The sequence below is a fragment of the Pseudomonas bohemica genome (assembly GCF_002934685.1).
GTDB classification, from domain to species: Bacteria; Pseudomonadota; Gammaproteobacteria; order Pseudomonadales; family Pseudomonadaceae; genus Aquipseudomonas; species Aquipseudomonas bohemica.
Map to the genome: position 1 here is coordinate 249,247 of NZ_NKHL01000121.1, position 18,297 is coordinate 267,543.

The following is an 18,297-nucleotide window of genomic DNA, read 5'->3' on the forward strand; positions in this document are numbered from 1 at the left end:
AACTTGGCATAATTTGTGCCGACAAAATGCGCGCAGAGTATAGGGGCGGTTCAGCCCCTATTCAACTGCCGGGTAGTGATTTCCGACTACGCGCTACGCATCATTTGTTTCAGCGGATGTGGGCGAGGACACCCTGCAACTCGTCCAGCGAGTTATAGCGGATCACCAGTTGGCCTTTTCCCTTCTGACCATGGCGAATCTGCACCGCAGAGCCTAGGCGCTCGGCCAGACGCTGTTCGAGACGGCTGATATCCGGGTCGACTTTGGTAGGGGCGACAGCCTCCTGCTTGCCACTCAACCACTGGCGTACAAGTGCTTCAGTCTGGCGCACGGTGAGTCCGCGTGCGACAACATGTCGCGCCCCTTCAACCTGCCGGTCTTCCGGCAAGCCGAGCAAAGCGCGGGCGTGACCCATTTCCAGATCACCATGGGACAGCATGGTCTTGATCACTTCAGGCAGCGAAATCAGCCGCAGCAGGTTTGCCACGCTGACACGAGACTTACCCACAGCCTCCGCGACCTGTTGCTGGGTCAGCTGAAATTCCTGTTGCAGACGCTGCAGCGCTATGGCCTCTTCGATAGGGTTGAGGTCTTCGCGCTGAATGTTCTCAATGAGCGCCATCGCAATGGCAGCCTCGTCCGGCACATCACGCACCATCGCCGGGATGGTTTCCATGCCGGCTTGCTGACTGGCACGCCAGCGACGTTCACCGGCAATGATCTCGTAGCGGTTGTCGGCGACCGGGCGCACCACGATCGGCTGCATGACACCTTGCGCCTTGATCGAGTTGGCCAATTCTTCCAGCGCCTGCGGGTCCATGTCCCGGCGCGGCTGGTATTTGCCGCGCTGGATCAGGTCCAGCGGTATGTGTTGCAGCTCACGCTGGTCGGCCTTGACGGCCTGTTCTTCCAGCGTACTGACGGTGGGACTGCTCAGAAGTGCGTCCAGCCCACGTCCGAGTCCTCGTTTCTTGACGGCCATGGGATTTCCTTAAGTAGGCTGGGCGGCGGCGCGGGTACCGCGACGTTGACGACGAACCATCTCGCCGGCCAGAGCCAGGTAAGCCAGGGCGCCGCGCGAAGTCTTGTCATACGCGAGTGCCGGCATGCCGAAGCTTGGCGCCTCGGCCAGACGGATGTTGCGCGGAATCACGGTGTCGTACAACTGATCGCCGAAGTGTTCCTTGAGCTGCGCGGACACATCATTGATCAGACTCAGGCGCGGATCGTACATGGTCCGCAGCAGGCCTTCGATCTTGAGCTGTGGATTAAGTAGTTCAGCAATGCGCTTGATGTTATCCACAAGGTCGCTCAACCCCTCCAGCGCGAAGTACTCGCATTGCATGGGGATGATCACGCCATCGGCGGCGACCAGTGCGTTGAGCGTCAGCATCGACAGCGACGGTGGGCAGTCGATGAGAATGTAATCGTAGTTTTCGCGAATCGGCGCCAGAGCAGTGCGCAGGCGGGACTCTTTCATTTGCATTTCGAGCAGAACGACTTCGGCGGCGGTCAGGTCGCGGTTGGCCGGCAGCAGTTGATAGCCGCCGTGCTCGGAAAAATGCATAGCCTGGTTGAGGTCGCATTCCCCGATCAGCAAATCGTAGACCGAGTGCTCCAGCGCGTGTTTATCCACACCGCTGCCCATGGTGGCGTTGCCTTGAGGATCGAGGTCGATCAACAACACCCGACGCTTGGTTGCGACCAGCGACGCTGCGAGGTTGATGCAGGTGGTGGTCTTACCCACTCCCCCTTTTTGGTTCGCTATCGCGAATACCTTAGCCATTCTTGCGTGTGTTCCCTGTCATGCCGTGCGGCGCAGTATCAGCAGATGCCGTTGACCTTGGCAACCGGGTACGGCCAAGGCTTGCGCGCTTTCCAGATGAAAATCTGCGGGCAATGCTACCAGTTCGTCCGCAGGATGCAGACCTTTCATCGCCAGCCAGCGCGTTTGGCTGTCACCCATATGCCGAGTCCATTGGGTAAAGTCTTCAAGACTGCTGAATGCGCGAGAAATGATACCGGTAAAGGGTACTGTCGGCTGGAACGCTTCTGCGCGGCTGTGGATAACTTCCAGATTGTCGAGCTTGAGTTCGAGTTTGACCTGAGTCAGAAACCGGGTTTTCTTGCCGTTGCTGTCCAGTACCGAGACTTTCATGTCCGGAAACAGGATTGCCAGTGGAATGCCCGGCATGCCGCCGCCACTGCCCACGTCCAGCTGTCGGTTACCCTCGATGAAAGGTACAACGCTCAGGCTGTCGAGCAAATGGCGTGAAACCATCTCGTCGGGATCGCGCACGGCGGTCAGGTTGTAGGCCTTGTTCCACTTGATGAGCAACGACAGGTAGCCCAGCAGCTGGCTGTGCTGGGCTTCGGTCAACTCGACGCCCAGTTCCCGGGCGCCGAGGGTCAACTCTTCTGCGTGCTGCGGGGTGACCATAGAACTCAAGCGCTTTGCTCCAACTGACGGCCCGCGCCGCGTTTTTTCAAATGAATCATCAATAGCGAAATGGCTGCCGGAGTAACGCCGGGTATCCGCGACGCCTGCCCAAGGGTCTCTGGACGAGTTATCCCCAGCTTGCCTTGGATCTCTTTCGACAGGCCGGAGATCCGGGTGTAATCGATGTCCTGCGGCAACTTGGTGTCTTCGCTGGCGCGCAAACGGGCGATTTCATCCTGCTGACGGTCAATGTAACCAGCATATTTGGTCTTGATCTCGACCTGCTCGGCGACCTGCGGATCGATCGAGCCATTGCCTGTCAGTGCAACGAGACTTGCGTAATCCACTTCCGGACGGCTCAGCAAGTTGAGCAGATTGTATTCATGGGTCAGCGGTGTGCCGAAATGCGTGGAGACGGCATCGCCCTGTTCGGTGCCCGGACGAATCCAGGTGGACTTCAGACGTTGCTCCTCCAGCTCGATGCCTTCACGCTTGGTGCAGAAAGCTGCCCAGCGCTCGTCGTCGACCAGACCCAGTTCGCGGCCTTTTTCGGTCAGGCGTAGGTCAGCGTTGTCTTCTCGCAGGATCAGGCGATATTCGGCACGGGAAGTGAACATCCGATACGGTTCCTGAGTACCGAGCGTAATCAGGTCATCCACCAGTACACCGATGTACGCCTCGTCACGGCGCGGGCACCAGCTTTCCTTGCCCTGTGCACGAAGCGCGGCGTTGGCACCGGCGAGCAAACCTTGCGCACCGGCTTCTTCGTATCCGGTAGTGCCATTGATTTGTCCGGCGAAGAACAATCCGCCAATGACCTTGGTTTCCAGGCTGTACTTCAGGTCGCGAGGATCGAAATAGTCATACTCGATCGCGTAGCCGGGACGCACTATATGGGCGTTTTCCATCCCGCGAATCGAACGCACGATCTGCAACTGCACGTCGAATGGAAGCGAAGTCGAAATACCGTTCGGGTACAGCTCGTGGGTGGTCAGGCCTTCAGGCTCGATGAAGACCTGATGGCTTTCCTTGTCGGCAAAGCGATGGATCTTGTCTTCGATCGATGGGCAATAGCGCGGGCCGACCCCTTCTATCTCTCCCGCAGCGGAATACATCGGCGAACGATCAAGGTTGGCGGCAATGATTTCGTGAGTGCGGGCATTGGTGTGGGTAATCCAGCAACTCACTTGACGCGGATGCTGTTCTTTCGATCCCAGAAACGACATGACCGGAATCGGAGTATCACCCGGTTGCTCTGTCATCACCGAAAAGTCCACCGATCTTCCATCGATACGCGGGGGTGTACCGGTTTTCAGGCGACCGACCCGCAAAGGCAGTTCTCGTAAGCGACGAGCCAATGCAATGGACGGTGGATCACCCGCACGACCGCCAGAATAGTTCTGCAGACCGATGTGGATAAGTCCACCCAGGAAGGTGCCAGTGGTCAAAACCACCGAGTCGGCCATGAAGCGCAGCCCCATCTGAGTCACAACGCCGCGTACCTGATCCTGCTCGACGATCAGGTCATCGCACGATTGCTGAAATATCCACAGGTTTGGCTGATTCTCGATGATTTCGCGAATGGCTGCCTTATACAAAATGCGGTCGGCCTGGGCGCGCGTTGCACGCACTGCCGGACCTTTACGGCTGTTCAAGACACGGAACTGAATCCCGCCTTGATCGGTTGCGGTAGCCATCGCACCGCCGAGCGCATCGATCTCTTTGACCAGATGACTCTTACCGATGCCGCCAATAGCAGGGTTGCAGCTCATTTGGCCGAGGGTTTCCACGTTATGCGTGAGCAGCAGGGTTTTTGCACCCATGCGTGCAGACGCCAGTGCTGCCTCGGTACCGGCATGACCGCCGCCGATGACGATCACTTCAAAACGGGAAGGGAAATCCACCACGCACCTCGTGCCTGTTAATGGGGGGAATAGGAAATTGGCGGCAAGTATAGGGACTTCGCCCCCCTGAAAGGAACCTTTTGCGCAAAATTTAACCAGCTGTGGATGAATGGCGATTAAAGAAATTAAAAAGAAAGAAATTTATAAGATCTTTGTTTTTATGTTTATTTTTAGAGAGGCTTATTTCTGTGGATAGATTTATGTAACCCTTTATTCACGTGTTGTACAGAGATTCAAAAGTCTGTGACCAAGTGCACAGGAGTGCATTGGATAAGGTCCTTAAGCCTGTGGATTAAACCATTAGTTATCCACAGGAGCGTTTATCCTCAGGCGGCGGGACTACTTATCAACTGAGCTGAGCTTCGGTTACACACAGGGCTTATTTTCGCATTTCGAGCCGTGAGCAAAAGAAGCACGCACGCAGACGCCGCCTGACGTTTTGTGAGACGCAGACGGGCGGAGCAGAAGATGAAAGAAAGGCAGGTCGCGAGGAAATGATCTGCCTTGTGGGCGATGGGAAGGCTTATTTGCCGATGCAGAAGCTGGAGAAAATGCGCCCAAGCAAATCATCGGAGCTAAAAGCGCCGGTGATTTCTCCCAGGAATTGCTGAGCCAGACGCAGATCTTCTGCGAGCAGTTCGCCGGCGCCAGCCAGAGTCAGTTGCGAACGACCATGTTCCAGGGAAGCGCTGGCCTTGTGCAGCGCTTCCAGATGTCGCCGACGGGCGCTGAAGCTGCTTTCGGAAGTCTGTTGATAACCCATGCAGGCTTTCAGGTGTTCACGCAGCAGCTCGAGGCCCTCGCCTCCGGCTTTGGCGCTCAGGTTGATGGTGACGTGGCCATCTGCGCTTATCTGTAAGCCGGCCAGATCACCGCTGATGTCGGTTTTATTGCGAATCAACGTGACGTGAGCAGGATCGGGGCGCTCTTCAAGAAACTCAGGCCATAGCCCAAAGGGATTCACCGCCTCCGGAGCCGTCGCGTCGACCACCAGCAAGATCCGGTCGGCTTCGTTAATGGCCTTGAGCGCGCGTTCGACGCCTATTCTTTCCACGTGATCCTCGGTATCGCGCAGCCCTGCGGTGTCTACAACGTGAAGCGGCATGCCATCGATGTGGATATGTTCACGCAGTACATCGCGCGTAGTTCCGGCTATCTCAGTGACAATCGCTGCTTCCCGTCCTGCCAGTGCGTTAAGCAAACTGGATTTGCCGGCATTAGGACGTCCAGCAATTACCACCGTCATGCCATCACGTAGCAGCGCGCCTTGATTGGCTTCGCGCAAGACTGTGGACAACTGCTCGCGCACGTCATCGAGCATGCTCAATACGTGTCCATCGGCAAGGAAGTCTATTTCCTCCTCTGGAAAGTCAATTGCCGCTTCCACGTAGATGCGCAACTTGATCAGCTTTTCGGTCAGGTTATGTACACGCAGCGAAAAAGCCCCCTGCAGCGAGCGCAATGCATTACGCGCGGCCTGTGCAGAACTGGCTTCGATCAAGTCGGCGATGGCTTCTGCCTGAGCCAGATCCAGCTTGTCGTTGAGAAACGCGCGTTCGCTGAATTCACCCGGCCTGGCCAAGCGGCTGCCGAGGTTTACACAGCGCTGCAGCAGCATATCGAGGACGATCGGGCCGCCGTGTCCTTGGAGTTCCAGGACGTCCTCGCCGGTGAAAGAGTTCGGTCCTGGGAAATACAGGGCGATTCCTTCATCGATGACCTGCGCGTTTTCATCCTGAAACGGGCCGTAATGGGCATACCGGGGTTGCGGAAGTTTACCGAGGATTGCCTGTGCAGCCGTGGCAGCTAGCGGGCCTGAGATACGCACAATACCGACGCCACCTCGTCCTTGTGCGGTGGCGATGGCAGCGATGGTTTCACGAGGGACATTCATGGTCCGGCTCCCGAATAACTAACAGATAGCAAAACGCCCCACGAGGGGGCGTTCTGAATTACTTATTCACAGAGTAGATCAGGCCGCGGCTTTCTTGGCCTTCGCCTCGATACTACGGGTGATGTACCACTGCTGAGTGATAGACAGCGTGTTGTTCACAACCCAGTACAGCACCAGACCAGCCGGGAACCACAGGAAGAAGAAGGTAAAGATGATTGGCATCAGCTTCATCACCTTGGCCTGCATCGGATCTGGCGGAGTAGGGTTCAGACGCTGCTGGATGAACATGGTTGCGCCCATGATGATCGGCAGAATGAAGAACGGATCCTTGATCGACAGGTCGGTTATCCACAACAGCCAAGGTGCTTGACGCATTTCAACGCTTTCCAGCAGTACCCAGTAAAGCGACAGGAACACCGGCATCTGAACGAGAATTGGCAAGCATCCACCCAGTGGGTTGATCTTCTCTTTCTTGTACAGCTCCATCATTGACTGCGAAAGCTTCTGACGATCGTCGCCATGCTGCTCTTTCAGCGCCGCCAGACGCGGGGCAACCGCACGCATACGGGCCATCGATTTGTAGCTGGCCGCCGACAGAGGGAAGAAAAGCCCCTTGATCAGCATGGTCAGGAAGATGATCGACCAGCCCCAGTTGCCTACGATGCTGTGGATATGTTGCAGCAGCCAGAAGATAGGCTGAGCAATGAACCAGAGAATGCCGTAGTCCACGGTCAGTTCAAGACCTGGGGACAACTCTTTCAGCACGGCCTGACTTTTCGGACCTGCGTAAAGCGTAGTGGTCGTTTCAGCCTTGGCGCCCGGTGCGACAGTCACTGCAGGACCAGTGAAACCGATGATGTAGTTACCGGCACTGTCCTTTCGGGTGGTCACGGTGTTGCTGTCAGCCTTGTTCGGGATCCATGCGGTCACGAAATAGTGCTGCAGCCAGGCGACCCAGCCACCTTGAACGGTGTCTTTGACCGAGCCTTTGTCGATGTCCTTCATCGAAACCTTTTTGTAAGGTTCCGAAGGTGTCCACATGGCGGCACCCAGATAAGTGGCGGTGCCGGTGGCGGTGGTCGACGATGGATCCGCGCTTGCATCGCGTTTCAGCTGCGCGAACAGGTTGCCGTTCCAGGCCTGAGCGCTCTGATTATCGATCAGATAGCTGACAGTCAGGTCATACAGGCCACGCTTGAAGGTAAAGCGCTTGATGTAGTTGACGCCGGCGTCACTGAATTTCAGATCCACGACCAAGTCGTTCTGGCCATCGGCCAGTTGATAACTTTTCTGCGCGGAGACGTAAACCGGACGTCCCGTTGCCCGTGCATCAGGACCATTGGCGCCAGTCAGACCGCTTTGTGCGAGAAAAGTACGCTCGCCACCGTTGTCGAACAGCTGGAATGGAATCTCGGGATGGTCTTGACGACGTGGATAAAGTGGCAAGCGAAGCTGCACCACATCACCACCTACCGGGTCGATTTCCAGGTTCAATACGTCGGTTTTCACCTGAATCAGGTCTTTGCTGACCGCTACCGGGATTTCGGCAGGAGCAGAGACTTCACCTGTAGCACTTGGTACGTCTGCATTGGCGGCAGTTGTACCTTGCGGGGTGTCAGGGAGAGCGGATGTATTGGTGTTGGCGGCAACATTCTGAGTCGGCAGGGCAGCCTGACCATAGTCCTGGTTCCATTTCAGGACACCGACATAGGTCACGATTGCCAGGGCGACGATCAGGATTGTGCGTTTGATATCCATGATTACTCGGCCATCGAAGAGGAACGGGAGGTGGGAGCGGGTGGAACCGGGTCGAAACCACCGGGATTCCACGGATGACAGCGACCCAAGCGGCGTACGGTCAGCCAGCCGCCGCGTACCAGGCCATGATTTTCAATGGCTTCGTACGCATAGCAGGAGCAACTGGGGTAGAAACGACAGTGACTGGCCATCAGGGGACTAATGGCATAGCGGTAAAACTGGATCGAAACGAGCGCCAGTTTACGCATCAGGACTGTCTACCCCCGCAGTTTCGGTTTTGACTTCTGAAGTTGGTCGGCTGCGCGCCAGACGTTTCCAGAGCTTGCCGAAATGCTGAATCAATTCGGGGTTTTCAATATCACCCAAGCCTTTTCGCGCGACGACCACGATATCCCATCCAACAAGGTTGTCCTGGTGGAGACGAAACGATTCGCGCATCAGGCGTTTCAAGCGATTGCGCTCGACGGAGAGCTTTACGCTCTTCTTACCGATCACCAGTCCCAGACGGGCGTGATCAAGGTCGTTGTTGCGCACAAGGAGCAGGAGATTTTTCCCCGGAACCTTGCCGGCGGGGGAGTCAAAGACTGCCTTGAAATGCCGGGGTGTCAGCAAACGCTTTTCCCGACTGAAGTCCTGACTCACCACCTGTGCCGATTAATCAAACTGCCAGACGCTTACGGCCTTTGGCGCGACGACGCGACAGAACTGCACGGCCGTTTTTGGTAGCCATACGAGCACGGAAACCGTGGGTACGGGCGCGCTTGATGGTGCTCGGTTGGAAAGTACGTTTCATGGTGTGTTACCTGGTTCGTCCACAACGGGCCGGAATGACCCCGTTTTAAGAGAGCGGGGATTCTAGAGAAAGCAAGCTCGCAGGTCAATTTCCAACCAGCGTTTCGTGCATTTACTTCTTACAGGCATTCCATGCCCCTTTTGGCCCTCGCCTGGTTAGGGCTTCGAGCTTAGACATAGAAATAAAGAAGGAAAGTATTTAAAGCTTTTCTGTAAAGCTTATAAGAACTATACAAGCCCGTATCTGTGGATAACCTCATATAGCCCTTAAAATACGGCATGTACAGAGAATCGAAAGTCTGTCGACAAGCCGTGCTGCCCCTGTGCTGCACCTTCGGAAAACCTGTGCACGAAAGTGGATGTTATCCACAGGCGAGTTGTCCACAGATCTCAGCCTTGGGTTATGCAATGGGGCCAGCCCCGGTTATCCACAGAGCTTATGGACATGCCATCTGTCGGCTTTTATTCCCATAAGATCTTGATTTTGAGACGACTGTTAGCCTCCCACATGTGGATAAGTCCGCTGCGGCTGGTTACAATGGCGCTTGTTTTTGCCTCACCGGCTTTCGAAACTTAGGGGATATCCGTGTCAGTGGAACTTTGGCAGCAGTGCGTAGAGCTTTTGCGCGATGAGCTGCCTGCCCAGCAATTCAACACCTGGATCCGTCCGCTACAGGTCGAAGCCGAGGCCGATGAGTTGCGTGTTTACGCGCCTAACCGGTTCGTGCTCGATTGGGTAAATGAAAAGTACTTGGGACGTCTGCTCGAGCTATTGGGCGAACATGGTCAAGGCATCGCGCCCGCTCTTTCCTTATTAATAGGCAGCAAGCGCAGCTCCGCTCCCCGGGCGGCCCCCAATGCTCCGCTGGCCGCAGCGGCTGCCGCTTCCCAAGCTGCTCAGAACTCTGTCACCCACAGCGTGCCCTCGCCTGCGCCGATCGTTGAGCCGACCTCTGCTCCGGCTCCGGTCTTGCAAGCTACTCTGGATGTTGATGACGAGCCTTCGCGTGCCAGCTTCGATCCCATGGCAGGGGCGAGTTCGCAACAGGCGCCTGCGCGCGCTGAACAACGTAATGTCCAAGTAGAGGGCGCCCTCAAGCACACCAGCTACCTGAACCGGACGTTTACCTTCGAGAATTTCGTCGAAGGTAAATCCAACCAACTGGCGCGCGCGGCTGCATGGCAGGTCGCGGATAACCCCAAGCATGGTTATAACCCGCTCTTCCTTTATGGAGGCGTAGGCCTGGGTAAGACTCACTTGATGCATGCTGTGGGTAACCATCTGCTCAAGAAGAATCCGAACGCCAAGGTGGTTTACCTACACTCCGAGCGTTTTGTCGCGGACATGGTCAAGGCGCTGCAGCTGAATGCGATCAACGAGTTCAAGCGCTTCTACCGCTCAGTCGATGCGTTGCTGATCGATGACATTCAGTTCTTCGCCCGTAAGGAGCGTTCGCAGGAGGAGTTTTTCCACACCTTCAACGCCCTGCTCGAGGGCGGTCAGCAGGTCATCCTAACCAGTGACCGCTACCCTAAGGAAATCGAAGGGCTCGAAGAGCGTTTGAAATCGCGTTTCGGCTGGGGCCTGACCGTAGCGGTCGAGCCGCCAGAGCTTGAAACAAGAGTGGCGATTCTCATGAAGAAAGCGGATCAGGCGAAGGTCGAACTTCCTCATGATGCCGCGTTTTTCATTGCACAGCGCATACGCTCCAACGTGCGTGAGCTCGAGGGTGCGCTCAAGCGCGTCATCGCTCACTCGCACTTTATGGGGCGTGACATCACCATCGAGCTGATTCGTGAGTCGCTCAAGGACCTGCTGGCGTTGCAGGACAAGCTGGTGAGTGTGGATAACATTCAGCGCACAGTCGCTGAATACTACAAGATCAAGATCTCCGACCTTTTGTCGAAACGTCGTTCGAGATCGGTCGCGCGGCCGCGGCAGGTGGCGATGGCGTTGTCCAAGGAACTGACCAACCACAGTCTACCGGAGATCGGCGACGTGTTCGGTGGACGTGACCACACGACCGTGCTTCACGCATGCCGCAAGATTAATGAACTTAAAGAATCCGACGCGGATATCCGCGAGGACTACAAGAACCTGCTGCGTACTTTGACTACGTAATGCCAGCGCAGCTTATCAAGGCAAGGGACTAGACCATGCATCTCACCATTCAACGCGAAGCCCTGTTGAAACCCCTGCAACTGGTCGCCGGCGTTGTCGAACGCCGCCAGACCTTGCCGGTACTGTCTAACGTATTGTTGGTCGTCGAAGGGCAGCAGTTGTCCCTGACCGGTACCGACCTGGAAGTCGAACTGGTGGGTCGAGTGCAGTTGGAAGAGCCGGCCGAGCCGGGCGAAATCACCGTACCTGCGCGCAAGCTGATGGACATCTGCAAGAGCTTGCCCAACGACGCGCTGATCGATATCAAGCTTGATGAGCAAAAACTGGTGGTCAAAGCCGGTCGTAGCCGTTTCACGCTTTCGACCCTTCCCGCCAACGACTTCCCGACCGTGGAAGAAGGTCCTGGCTCGCTAACGTTCAATCTGATTCAGAGCAAACTGCGCCGTTTGATCGAGCGAACCAGTTTCGCCATGGCGCAGCAGGATGTTCGTTACTACCTCAATGGCATGCTCATCGAGGTCCAGTCCGGCGTTCTGCGCGCAGTAGCGACCGACGGCCACCGCCTGGCGATGTGTTCGATGGCTGCGGAAATCGAACAGGCCGATCGTCACCAAGTGATTGTTCCACGCAAGGGTATTCTCGAACTCGCACGTCTGCTCACAGAGCAGGATGGGTTGGTCAGTATTGTCCTGGGTCAACACCACATTCGCGCGACCACTGGAGAGTTCACCTTTACCTCCAAACTCGTCGATGGCAAATTCCCGGATTACGAACGTGTACTGCCTAAGGGCGGAGACAAGTTGGTTGTTGGAGACCGTCAGGCTTTGCGCGAGGCGTTCAGCCGTACAGCGATTCTGTCCAACGAGAAATACCGTGGCATCCGCCTGCAACTGGCCAGCGGTCAGTTGAAGATTCAAGCCAACAACCCGGAGCAGGAAGAGGCCGAAGAAGAGATCAGCGTCGATTACAACGGCGGTTCGCTGGAGATCGGCTTCAACGTGAGCTACTTGCTCGACGTCCTGGGGGTGATGACCACTGAGCAAGTGCGTTTGATCCTGTCTGATTCCAATAGCAGCGCGCTAGTGCAGGAGTCCGGTAACGACGACTCGGCTTACGTTGTCATGCCGATGCGCCTGTAATCAGCAGCCACTAGATGTCTCTCAGTCGCGTCTCGGTCACCGGGGTGCGCAATCTGCACCCGGTGACCTTCTCTCCTTCTCCCCGTATCAATATTCTTTATGGCGCCAACGGCAGTGGGAAAACCAGTGTCCTGGAGGCCATATATCTGCTTGGCCTTGCTCGCTCGTTTCGCAGCGTTCGCCTGCAACCTGTCATCCAGTACGAGCAACCCGCTTGCACGGTATTCGGCCAAGTTGAGCTCGCCGAGGGTGGCCATAGTAACCTCGGCATTTCCCGAGATCGTCAAGGCGAGTTTCAGATTCGAATCGACGGCCAGAACGCCAGGAGCGCCGCTCAACTGGCAGAGACCCTGCCGCTGCAATTGATCAATCCGGACAGTTTCCGCTTGCTCGAAGGTGCGCCGAAGATCCGTCGGCAGTTTCTGGATTGGGGAGTGTTCCACGTGGAACCTCGCTTCATGGCCACTTGGCAGCGTTTGCAGAAGGCCTTGAGGCAGCGGAACTCATGGCTTCGGCATGGTACACTTGACGCCGCTTCGCAGGCGGCCTGGAACCGCGAGCTATGCCAGGCCAGTGACGAAATCGACGAATTTCGTCGGGCGTATATCAAGGCTTTGAAGCCTGTCTTCGAGCAAACTCTGAGCGAGCTCGTTCAGCTTGAAGGTCTGACCCTGAGTTACTACCGCGGCTGGGATAAAGAAAAAGACCTGAGCACAGTGCTCGCCTCATCCCTATATCGCGACCAGCAGATGGGTCACACCCAGGCAGGGCCACAACGCGCGGATCTGCGCTTGAGGCTTGGGGGCCATAACGCTGCAGATATCCTTTCACGCGGCCAGCAGAAACTGGTCGTCTGCGCACTGCGCATCGCGCAAGGACATCTGGTCAGTCAGGCTCGACGCGGCCAATGTATTTATCTTGTCGATGACCTGCCATCGGAGCTCGACGACAACCACCGCAGCGCACTGTGTCGCTTGCTGGAAGAATTACACTGCCAGGTTTTTATTACCTGTGTAGATCATGAATTGTTGAGGGAAGGCTGGCAAACGGAAACGCCAGTTGCTTTGTTCCACGTGGAACAGGGCAGTATCACCCAGACCCACGACCATCGGGAGTGAATGCATGAGCGAAAATCAAACGTACGACTCGTCCAGCATCAAAGTGCTGAAAGGACTTGATGCCGTACGCAAGCGTCCCGGTATGTACATCGGCGATACGGACGATGGCAGCGGTCTTCACCACATGGTGTTTGAGGTGGTGGATAACTCTATCGACGAAGCTTTGGCTGGCCATTGCGACGACATCAGCATCATCATCCACCCGGACGAATCAATCACCGTCCGCGACAACGGTCGCGGTATTCCGGTCGACGTGCATAAAGAAGAAGGCGTGTCCGCCGCTGAGGTCATCATGACCGTGCTGCACGCTGGCGGAAAGTTCGACGACAACTCCTACAAGGTATCCGGTGGTCTGCACGGTGTAGGCGTTTCGGTAGTGAACGCACTGTCAGAAGAATTGAATTTGACCGTTCGCCGCAGTGGCAAAATCTGGGAACAGACCTACGTTCACGGCGTGCCTCAAGAGCCGATGAAAATCGTCGGCGACAGCGATAGCACTGGTACCGAGATTCACTTCAAGCCATCCGCAGACACCTTTAAGAATATCCACTTCAGTTGGGACATCCTTGCCAAGCGAATTCGTGAACTGTCCTTTCTTAACTCTGGTGTCGGTATCGTCCTCAAGGACGAGCGCAGCGGCAAGGAAGAGTTGTTCAAGTATGAAGGTGGTCTGCGTGCGTTCGTTGAATACCTGAATACCAACAAGACGCCGGTCAACCAGGTATTCCACTTCAACATACAGCGCGACGACGGTGTAGGTGTCGAGATCGCTCTGCAGTGGAACGACAGCTTCAACGAGAACCTGTTGTGTTTCACCAACAATATTCCTCAGCGCGACGGCGGTACTCACCTGGTGGGTTTCCGTTCCGCACTGACGCGTAATCTGAACAACTACATCGAGCAGGAAGGTCTGGCGAAGAAGCACAAAGTCGCGACCACCGGCGATGACGCTCGTGAAGGCCTTACTGCGATCATCTCTGTAAAAGTGCCCGATCCGAAGTTCAGTTCGCAAACCAAGGATAAGCTGGTTTCTTCTGAGGTGAAGACCGCAGTCGAACAGGAGATGGGGAAATACTTCTCCGACTTCCTGCTGGAAAACCCGAACGAAGCCAAGGCTGTTGTCGGCAAGATGATTGATGCCGCACGTGCCCGGGAAGCTGCGCGTAAAGCACGCGAGATGACGCGTCGTAAAGGTGCGCTGGATATCGCTGGCTTGCCGGGCAAATTGGCAGACTGCCAGGAAAAGGACCCTGCCCTTTCCGAACTGTATCTGGTGGAAGGTGACTCTGCTGGCGGTTCCGCCAAGCAGGGTCGTAATCGCAAGACTCAGGCGATCCTGCCACTCAAGGGCAAGATTCTGAACGTTGAGAAGGCCCGCTTCGACAAGATGATTTCCTCTCAGGAAGTGGGCACCTTGATCACGGCGCTGGGCTGCGGCATCGGTCGCGAAGAGTACAACATCGACAAGTTGCGCTATCACAACATCATCATCATGACCGATGCTGACGTCGACGGTTCGCACATCCGAACCCTGCTGCTGACCTTCTTCTTCCGTCAGTTGCCGGAACTGGTCGAGCGCGGCTACATCTACATCGCGCAGCCGCCGCTCTACAAGGTCAAAAAAGGCAAGCAAGAGCAATACATCAAAGACGACGAGGCCATGGAAGAGTACATGACACAGTCGGCCCTGGAAGACGCGAGCTTGCACTTGAACGAATCTGCCCCTGGTATTTCCGGCCCTGCGCTGGAAAAACTGGTTAACGACTTCCGTATGGTCATGAAGACGCTCAAGCGTCTGTCGCGTCTGTACCCACAGGAACTGACCGAGCACTTCGTGTACTTGCCGCCGGTGTCGATGGAGCAACTGTCCGATCACGGTGCGATGCAAGAGTGGCTCGCCAAGTTCGACGAGCGTCTGCGCGTTGGCGAGAAGTCGGGCCTGGTCTACAAGGCCAGTCTGCGCGAAGACCGTGAACGTAACGTGTGGCTGCCTGAGGTCGAGTTGATCTCCCATGGCCTGTCCAACTACGTCAAGTTCAACCGCGACTTCTTCGGCAGTAACGACTACAAGACCGTTACCGCTTTGGGGCTGCAAATCAGCACTCTCCTTGAAGAAGGTGCCTACGTACAGCGCGGCGAGCGCAAGAGGCCGGTCACCGAGTTCAAGGAAGCTCTGGCATGGCTGATGGCCGAAAGCACCAAGCGCCACACGATTCAGCGCTACAAAGGGCTAGGTGAAATGAACCCGGATCAATTGTGGGAAACCACGATGGACCCTGCTGTGCGTCGCATGCTAAAGGTCACCATCGAAGATGCGATTGCTGCCGATCAGATCTTCAACACGCTGATGGGCGATGCTGTAGAACCGCGCCGCGATTTCATCGAGGCTAATGCGCTGGCGGTATCCAACCTCGATTTCTAACAACTGTAGGCTCGCAGAAAAGCTGTTTTTTCATGAATAGATGAGCGGTCAGGCCTGTAACCAAGGTTGCCCGGTCACCGTAAAGCCCGCGAAAAAGCGGGCTTTTTTTTGCCCTGATTTCGTTCTCCTTGCGGGCGACGGACACCCATATGGCCCGGTCAGTCTGGTACCTCGATCCCTTCATAGCGAGCCGTCTCTGACGCTGAACCAAAAAGCTCCAGATCAAGCTGGATCGACTCTTGGACGATGCCCGAAATCAGCAATAACCTTAAATTCACAATTCGTGAGTCATTTGTTCCACGTGGAACATCAATGGCTGTCTTAATATTGGACACCACGTGGCTCAAATTTTGAACAAGTGACAACCTCTACAACTAAGACAGTTCCCAAAATAGCCCTGCCAACTAGAAAGTTGTATTGCCGGATTTACAGTCGAAAATCCGACCGTCTCGCGTTCATTACGGGCCCGTAGACCGTTTGTCGATAGACTCCCACAAGTCACAAACCTCAAGCATACTCAGGCTGTCGAGCGATGCCGTCGGAGGTAGAACCTTTGCCCCGGCGCACCCAATGGTCGTCGATGTAGTCCCCCGGATGCGACAAAAGTCGTGACGGTTTCAAGCAGTCGTCGGTTGTCCGTGCGCCCCCGCCTTACGCATGGTTGATGTGAAAATCTCTTTTTTGGTTTGCCACTTCCGAGGTACCTCGGTGCGGTAGCCATACCAAAATTTTTGTTCCTGCCTGTGGTACCGCTGCCAGCGGCTAACGCCGTCGTGCAGTACGCCATCTGCCCTGCTCCAAGCCCGGGCAATGACTGGCTAAAAATTCCCTATTTCCAGACGCGTCCGATCGAAGATGTTCCGGACGGTTGCGTCTTCGCTTTGCGCCATTCCATGTCCATTTTTTGGCCCAGTCGCGTGAAAGGATGTGTGAATGATCAATCGGAAAAATCTGCTGATGTTGCTCGTGGTCGTACCTTTTCCTATGGTCGCGATGGCCGGTAAACCTCAGAGCGTTGAAGTGGGCGGCTTCGACTTCACTCCTACGCTCAAGGTCAGCGAGTTCTACGACGATAACTTTCGGACCCTGCCGAACCATGAGCAATCCTCCTGGATTACTTCCGTACGCCCGACGTTTTTGCTTGAAACCCAGACGCGCACCAGTGGTTATCAACTGGAATACGCGGTCGATAGCCGAACCTATCAGGACCACGCCGATGCCGATCATGTCGATCAGGCGCTGACGGCAAGAAGTGTCATGGAGTTCGATGCGCGCAATCGGCTGAACTGGGAACTGGGCTATCGCCGTGCGGAAGACACCGTGCAAACTGCAGAGCCGCGTGAGAACGATAAATACACGCTGAAGAACGGCAAGCTCGGCTACATCTATGGCGCCAGGACAGCCATGAATCAGATCGCGGTCTCGGCCGAGTATCAGGAGCTGCGCTACCGCAACAGCGGCACGCTCAACGATGACAAGGAACACGACACCACCACGTACATCGGCACCTGGTTTCATCGCCTGGGCGGTCAGACCCGGACACTGCTGGAGCTGCGGCACAGTGATTTTGATTACGTGCTCGCCAGTAGCCCACGCAACAGCACAGGCGACGCGGCGCTGGTTGGAGTCACGCGCGACATTACCGCCAAGCTCAGTGGCAGTGTGCGCGTTGGCTATGAGCGAAAGAATTTCGACAACAGCGACGTCAACGATTACAGCAGCCCGACCTGGGAGACCAACGTCGAGTACAAACCACGCACCTACTCGACGTTCTCTATCAACGCGCGCAAAGCGTTCGAGGAAGGCGACGACGGAGCCAACACCGTTCACGACACCAGCACCCGCCTCGGTTGGCGGCACACCTGGACACCCTGGATCGCCACCGATCTTCATTACCGCTACGCCGACCTTGAATACCTGGGTGTGGGTGGGCGCGACGACAAGCTAAATACCTATGGCGCGTCAGTCATCTATTCACCCACCCGTTGGGCCGAAGTCTCGCTGGGCTACCAGCGCTGGAAAAACGACTCTGATCTAAGCGACCAGACCTATACCCGCAACGTGTACATGCTCACCGTCGCGTTGAGCCTCTGAGCCGTTGCAAGCCTGATGTTCGCCCACGCGATAGTTCGAGAGGGTTTTGCGTAACCCGTTTCACTCTGGAAGGGAGGTACTCAAATGTCTATTCGTCACATCCTCATCGCGGTGGCGTTGCTGGTCACCAGCGCTTCGGCGTTTGCTGAGGCACAGTACCGGCTGAGTTCCGGAGACACCATCGCCGTCAACGTTTTCGGAGAAAACGATCTCACCTTCAAGGAGATCGTGCTCAATGACAACGGGGCGTTCAGCTATCCGTTTCTTGGGGAAGTTGTGGCGAAAGGGCTGACCCCGGCGCAGGTTGAACAGCAGATCACCAGCAAGCTCAAGGGTGGCTATCTGGTTGACCCGCGAGTCTCTGTCAGCGTGCTGAAATACCGACCCTTCTTCATCGGCGGTGAGGTCAAGCTGCCTGGCGGTTATCCGTTTCAGCCGGGCCTGACGCTCGATCGTGCGATTGCGCTGGCCGGCGGACTGACGGAACGGGCGTCGGACAAACGCATCAGCCTGGTTCGCGGCTCCGATCCGAAACGCAATGAGACCAAAGCGACACTCAACACCTTGGTTGAGCCGGGTGACACCATCAACATCGATCAGGGGTTCTTTTGATC

The 18,297-nt window shown here is 56.0% G+C and carries 15 protein-coding genes; 6 read left to right on the top strand and 9 right to left on the bottom strand.

Translation table 11 applies throughout. From position 1 onward, the window contains the following. Window positions 1–109: 109 nt before the first annotated feature. The 9 genes from CE491_RS28670 to rpmH form a co-directional block, all read right to left on the bottom strand. A complete protein-coding gene (locus tag CE491_RS28670) occupies window positions 110–982 on the bottom strand; it encodes a ParB/RepB/Spo0J family partition protein (RefSeq protein ID WP_110951685.1) in 873 nt (290 codons plus the stop codon). 9 nt (window positions 983–991) lie between these two features. Beyond that, window positions 992–1,786: a ParA family protein gene (locus tag CE491_RS28675; RefSeq protein WP_110951686.1), complete on the bottom strand. Its 795-nt coding sequence runs from the start codon at window positions 1,784–1,786 to the stop codon at window positions 992–994. Between the two features lie 18 nt (window positions 1,787–1,804). After that, window positions 1,805–2,449, bottom strand: coding sequence for a 16S rRNA (guanine(527)-N(7))-methyltransferase RsmG (rsmG, locus tag CE491_RS28680; protein WP_199885285.1), 645 nt, complete (start codon window positions 2,447–2,449; stop codon window positions 1,805–1,807). Continuing rightward, entirely contained in the window at window positions 2,446–4,344 is a 1,899-nt protein-coding gene (mnmG, locus tag CE491_RS28685; protein WP_110951688.1) for a tRNA uridine-5-carboxymethylaminomethyl(34) synthesis enzyme MnmG, read from the bottom strand. Before mnmG ends, rsmG begins: the two co-directional genes overlap by 4 nt. Before the next feature lie 523 nt (window positions 4,345–4,867). Next, window positions 4,868–6,238, bottom strand: a complete 1,371-nt coding sequence (gene mnmE, locus CE491_RS28690; RefSeq protein ID WP_110951689.1) for a tRNA uridine-5-carboxymethylaminomethyl(34) synthesis GTPase MnmE — start codon at window positions 6,236–6,238, stop codon at window positions 4,868–4,870. Between the two features lie 78 nt (window positions 6,239–6,316). Beyond that, entirely contained in the window at window positions 6,317–7,996 is a 1,680-nt protein-coding gene (gene yidC, locus CE491_RS28695; protein WP_110951690.1) for a membrane protein insertase YidC, read from the bottom strand. Between the two features lie 2 nt (window positions 7,997–7,998). Next, complete coding sequence (gene yidD, locus CE491_RS28700) at window positions 7,999–8,244, bottom strand: membrane protein insertion efficiency factor YidD (protein WP_110951691.1); 246 nt, start codon at window positions 8,242–8,244, stop codon at window positions 7,999–8,001. Further along, window positions 8,237–8,638 (bottom strand): ribonuclease P protein component, encoded by a 402-nt coding sequence (gene rnpA, locus CE491_RS28705; protein ID WP_110951692.1) that lies wholly within the window; start codon window positions 8,636–8,638, stop codon window positions 8,237–8,239. Before rnpA ends, yidD begins: the two co-directional genes overlap by 8 nt. Window positions 8,639–8,654: 16 nt before the next feature. Beyond that, window positions 8,655–8,789 (bottom strand): 50S ribosomal protein L34, encoded by a 135-nt coding sequence (rpmH, locus tag CE491_RS28710; RefSeq protein WP_002551315.1) that lies wholly within the window; start codon window positions 8,787–8,789, stop codon window positions 8,655–8,657. 585 nt (window positions 8,790–9,374) lie between these two features. Between rpmH and dnaA the strand changes: the two genes are divergently transcribed. From dnaA to CE491_RS28740, 6 genes are all read left to right on the top strand, one after another. Further along, complete coding sequence (gene dnaA, locus CE491_RS28715; protein WP_110951693.1) at window positions 9,375–10,910, top strand: chromosomal replication initiator protein DnaA; 1,536 nt, start codon at window positions 9,375–9,377, stop codon at window positions 10,908–10,910. A 35-nt stretch (window positions 10,911–10,945) separates the two neighbouring features. After that, window positions 10,946–12,049 (top strand): DNA polymerase III subunit beta, encoded by a 1,104-nt coding sequence (dnaN, locus tag CE491_RS28720; protein WP_110951694.1) that lies wholly within the window; start codon window positions 10,946–10,948, stop codon window positions 12,047–12,049. Window positions 12,050–12,063: 14 nt separating this feature from the next. Then, window positions 12,064–13,167: a DNA replication/repair protein RecF gene (recF, locus tag CE491_RS28725; protein WP_110951695.1), complete on the top strand. Its 1,104-nt coding sequence runs from the start codon at window positions 12,064–12,066 to the stop codon at window positions 13,165–13,167. A 4-nt stretch (window positions 13,168–13,171) separates the two neighbouring features. Continuing rightward, window positions 13,172–15,589: a DNA topoisomerase (ATP-hydrolyzing) subunit B gene (gene gyrB / locus CE491_RS28730; RefSeq protein WP_110951696.1), complete on the top strand. Its 2,418-nt coding sequence runs from the start codon at window positions 13,172–13,174 to the stop codon at window positions 15,587–15,589. 933 nt (window positions 15,590–16,522) lie between these two features. Then, window positions 16,523–17,683 carry an outer membrane beta-barrel protein gene (locus tag CE491_RS28735; RefSeq protein ID WP_234407703.1) on the top strand — a complete coding sequence of 387 codons (1,161 nt, stop codon included), beginning with the start codon at window positions 16,523–16,525 and terminating at the stop codon, window positions 17,681–17,683. Window positions 17,684–17,767: 84 nt separating this feature from the next. Then, entirely contained in the window at window positions 17,768–18,295 is a 528-nt protein-coding gene (locus CE491_RS28740; RefSeq protein ID WP_110951697.1) for a polysaccharide biosynthesis/export family protein, read from the top strand. Window positions 18,296–18,297: the final 2 nt, after the last annotated feature.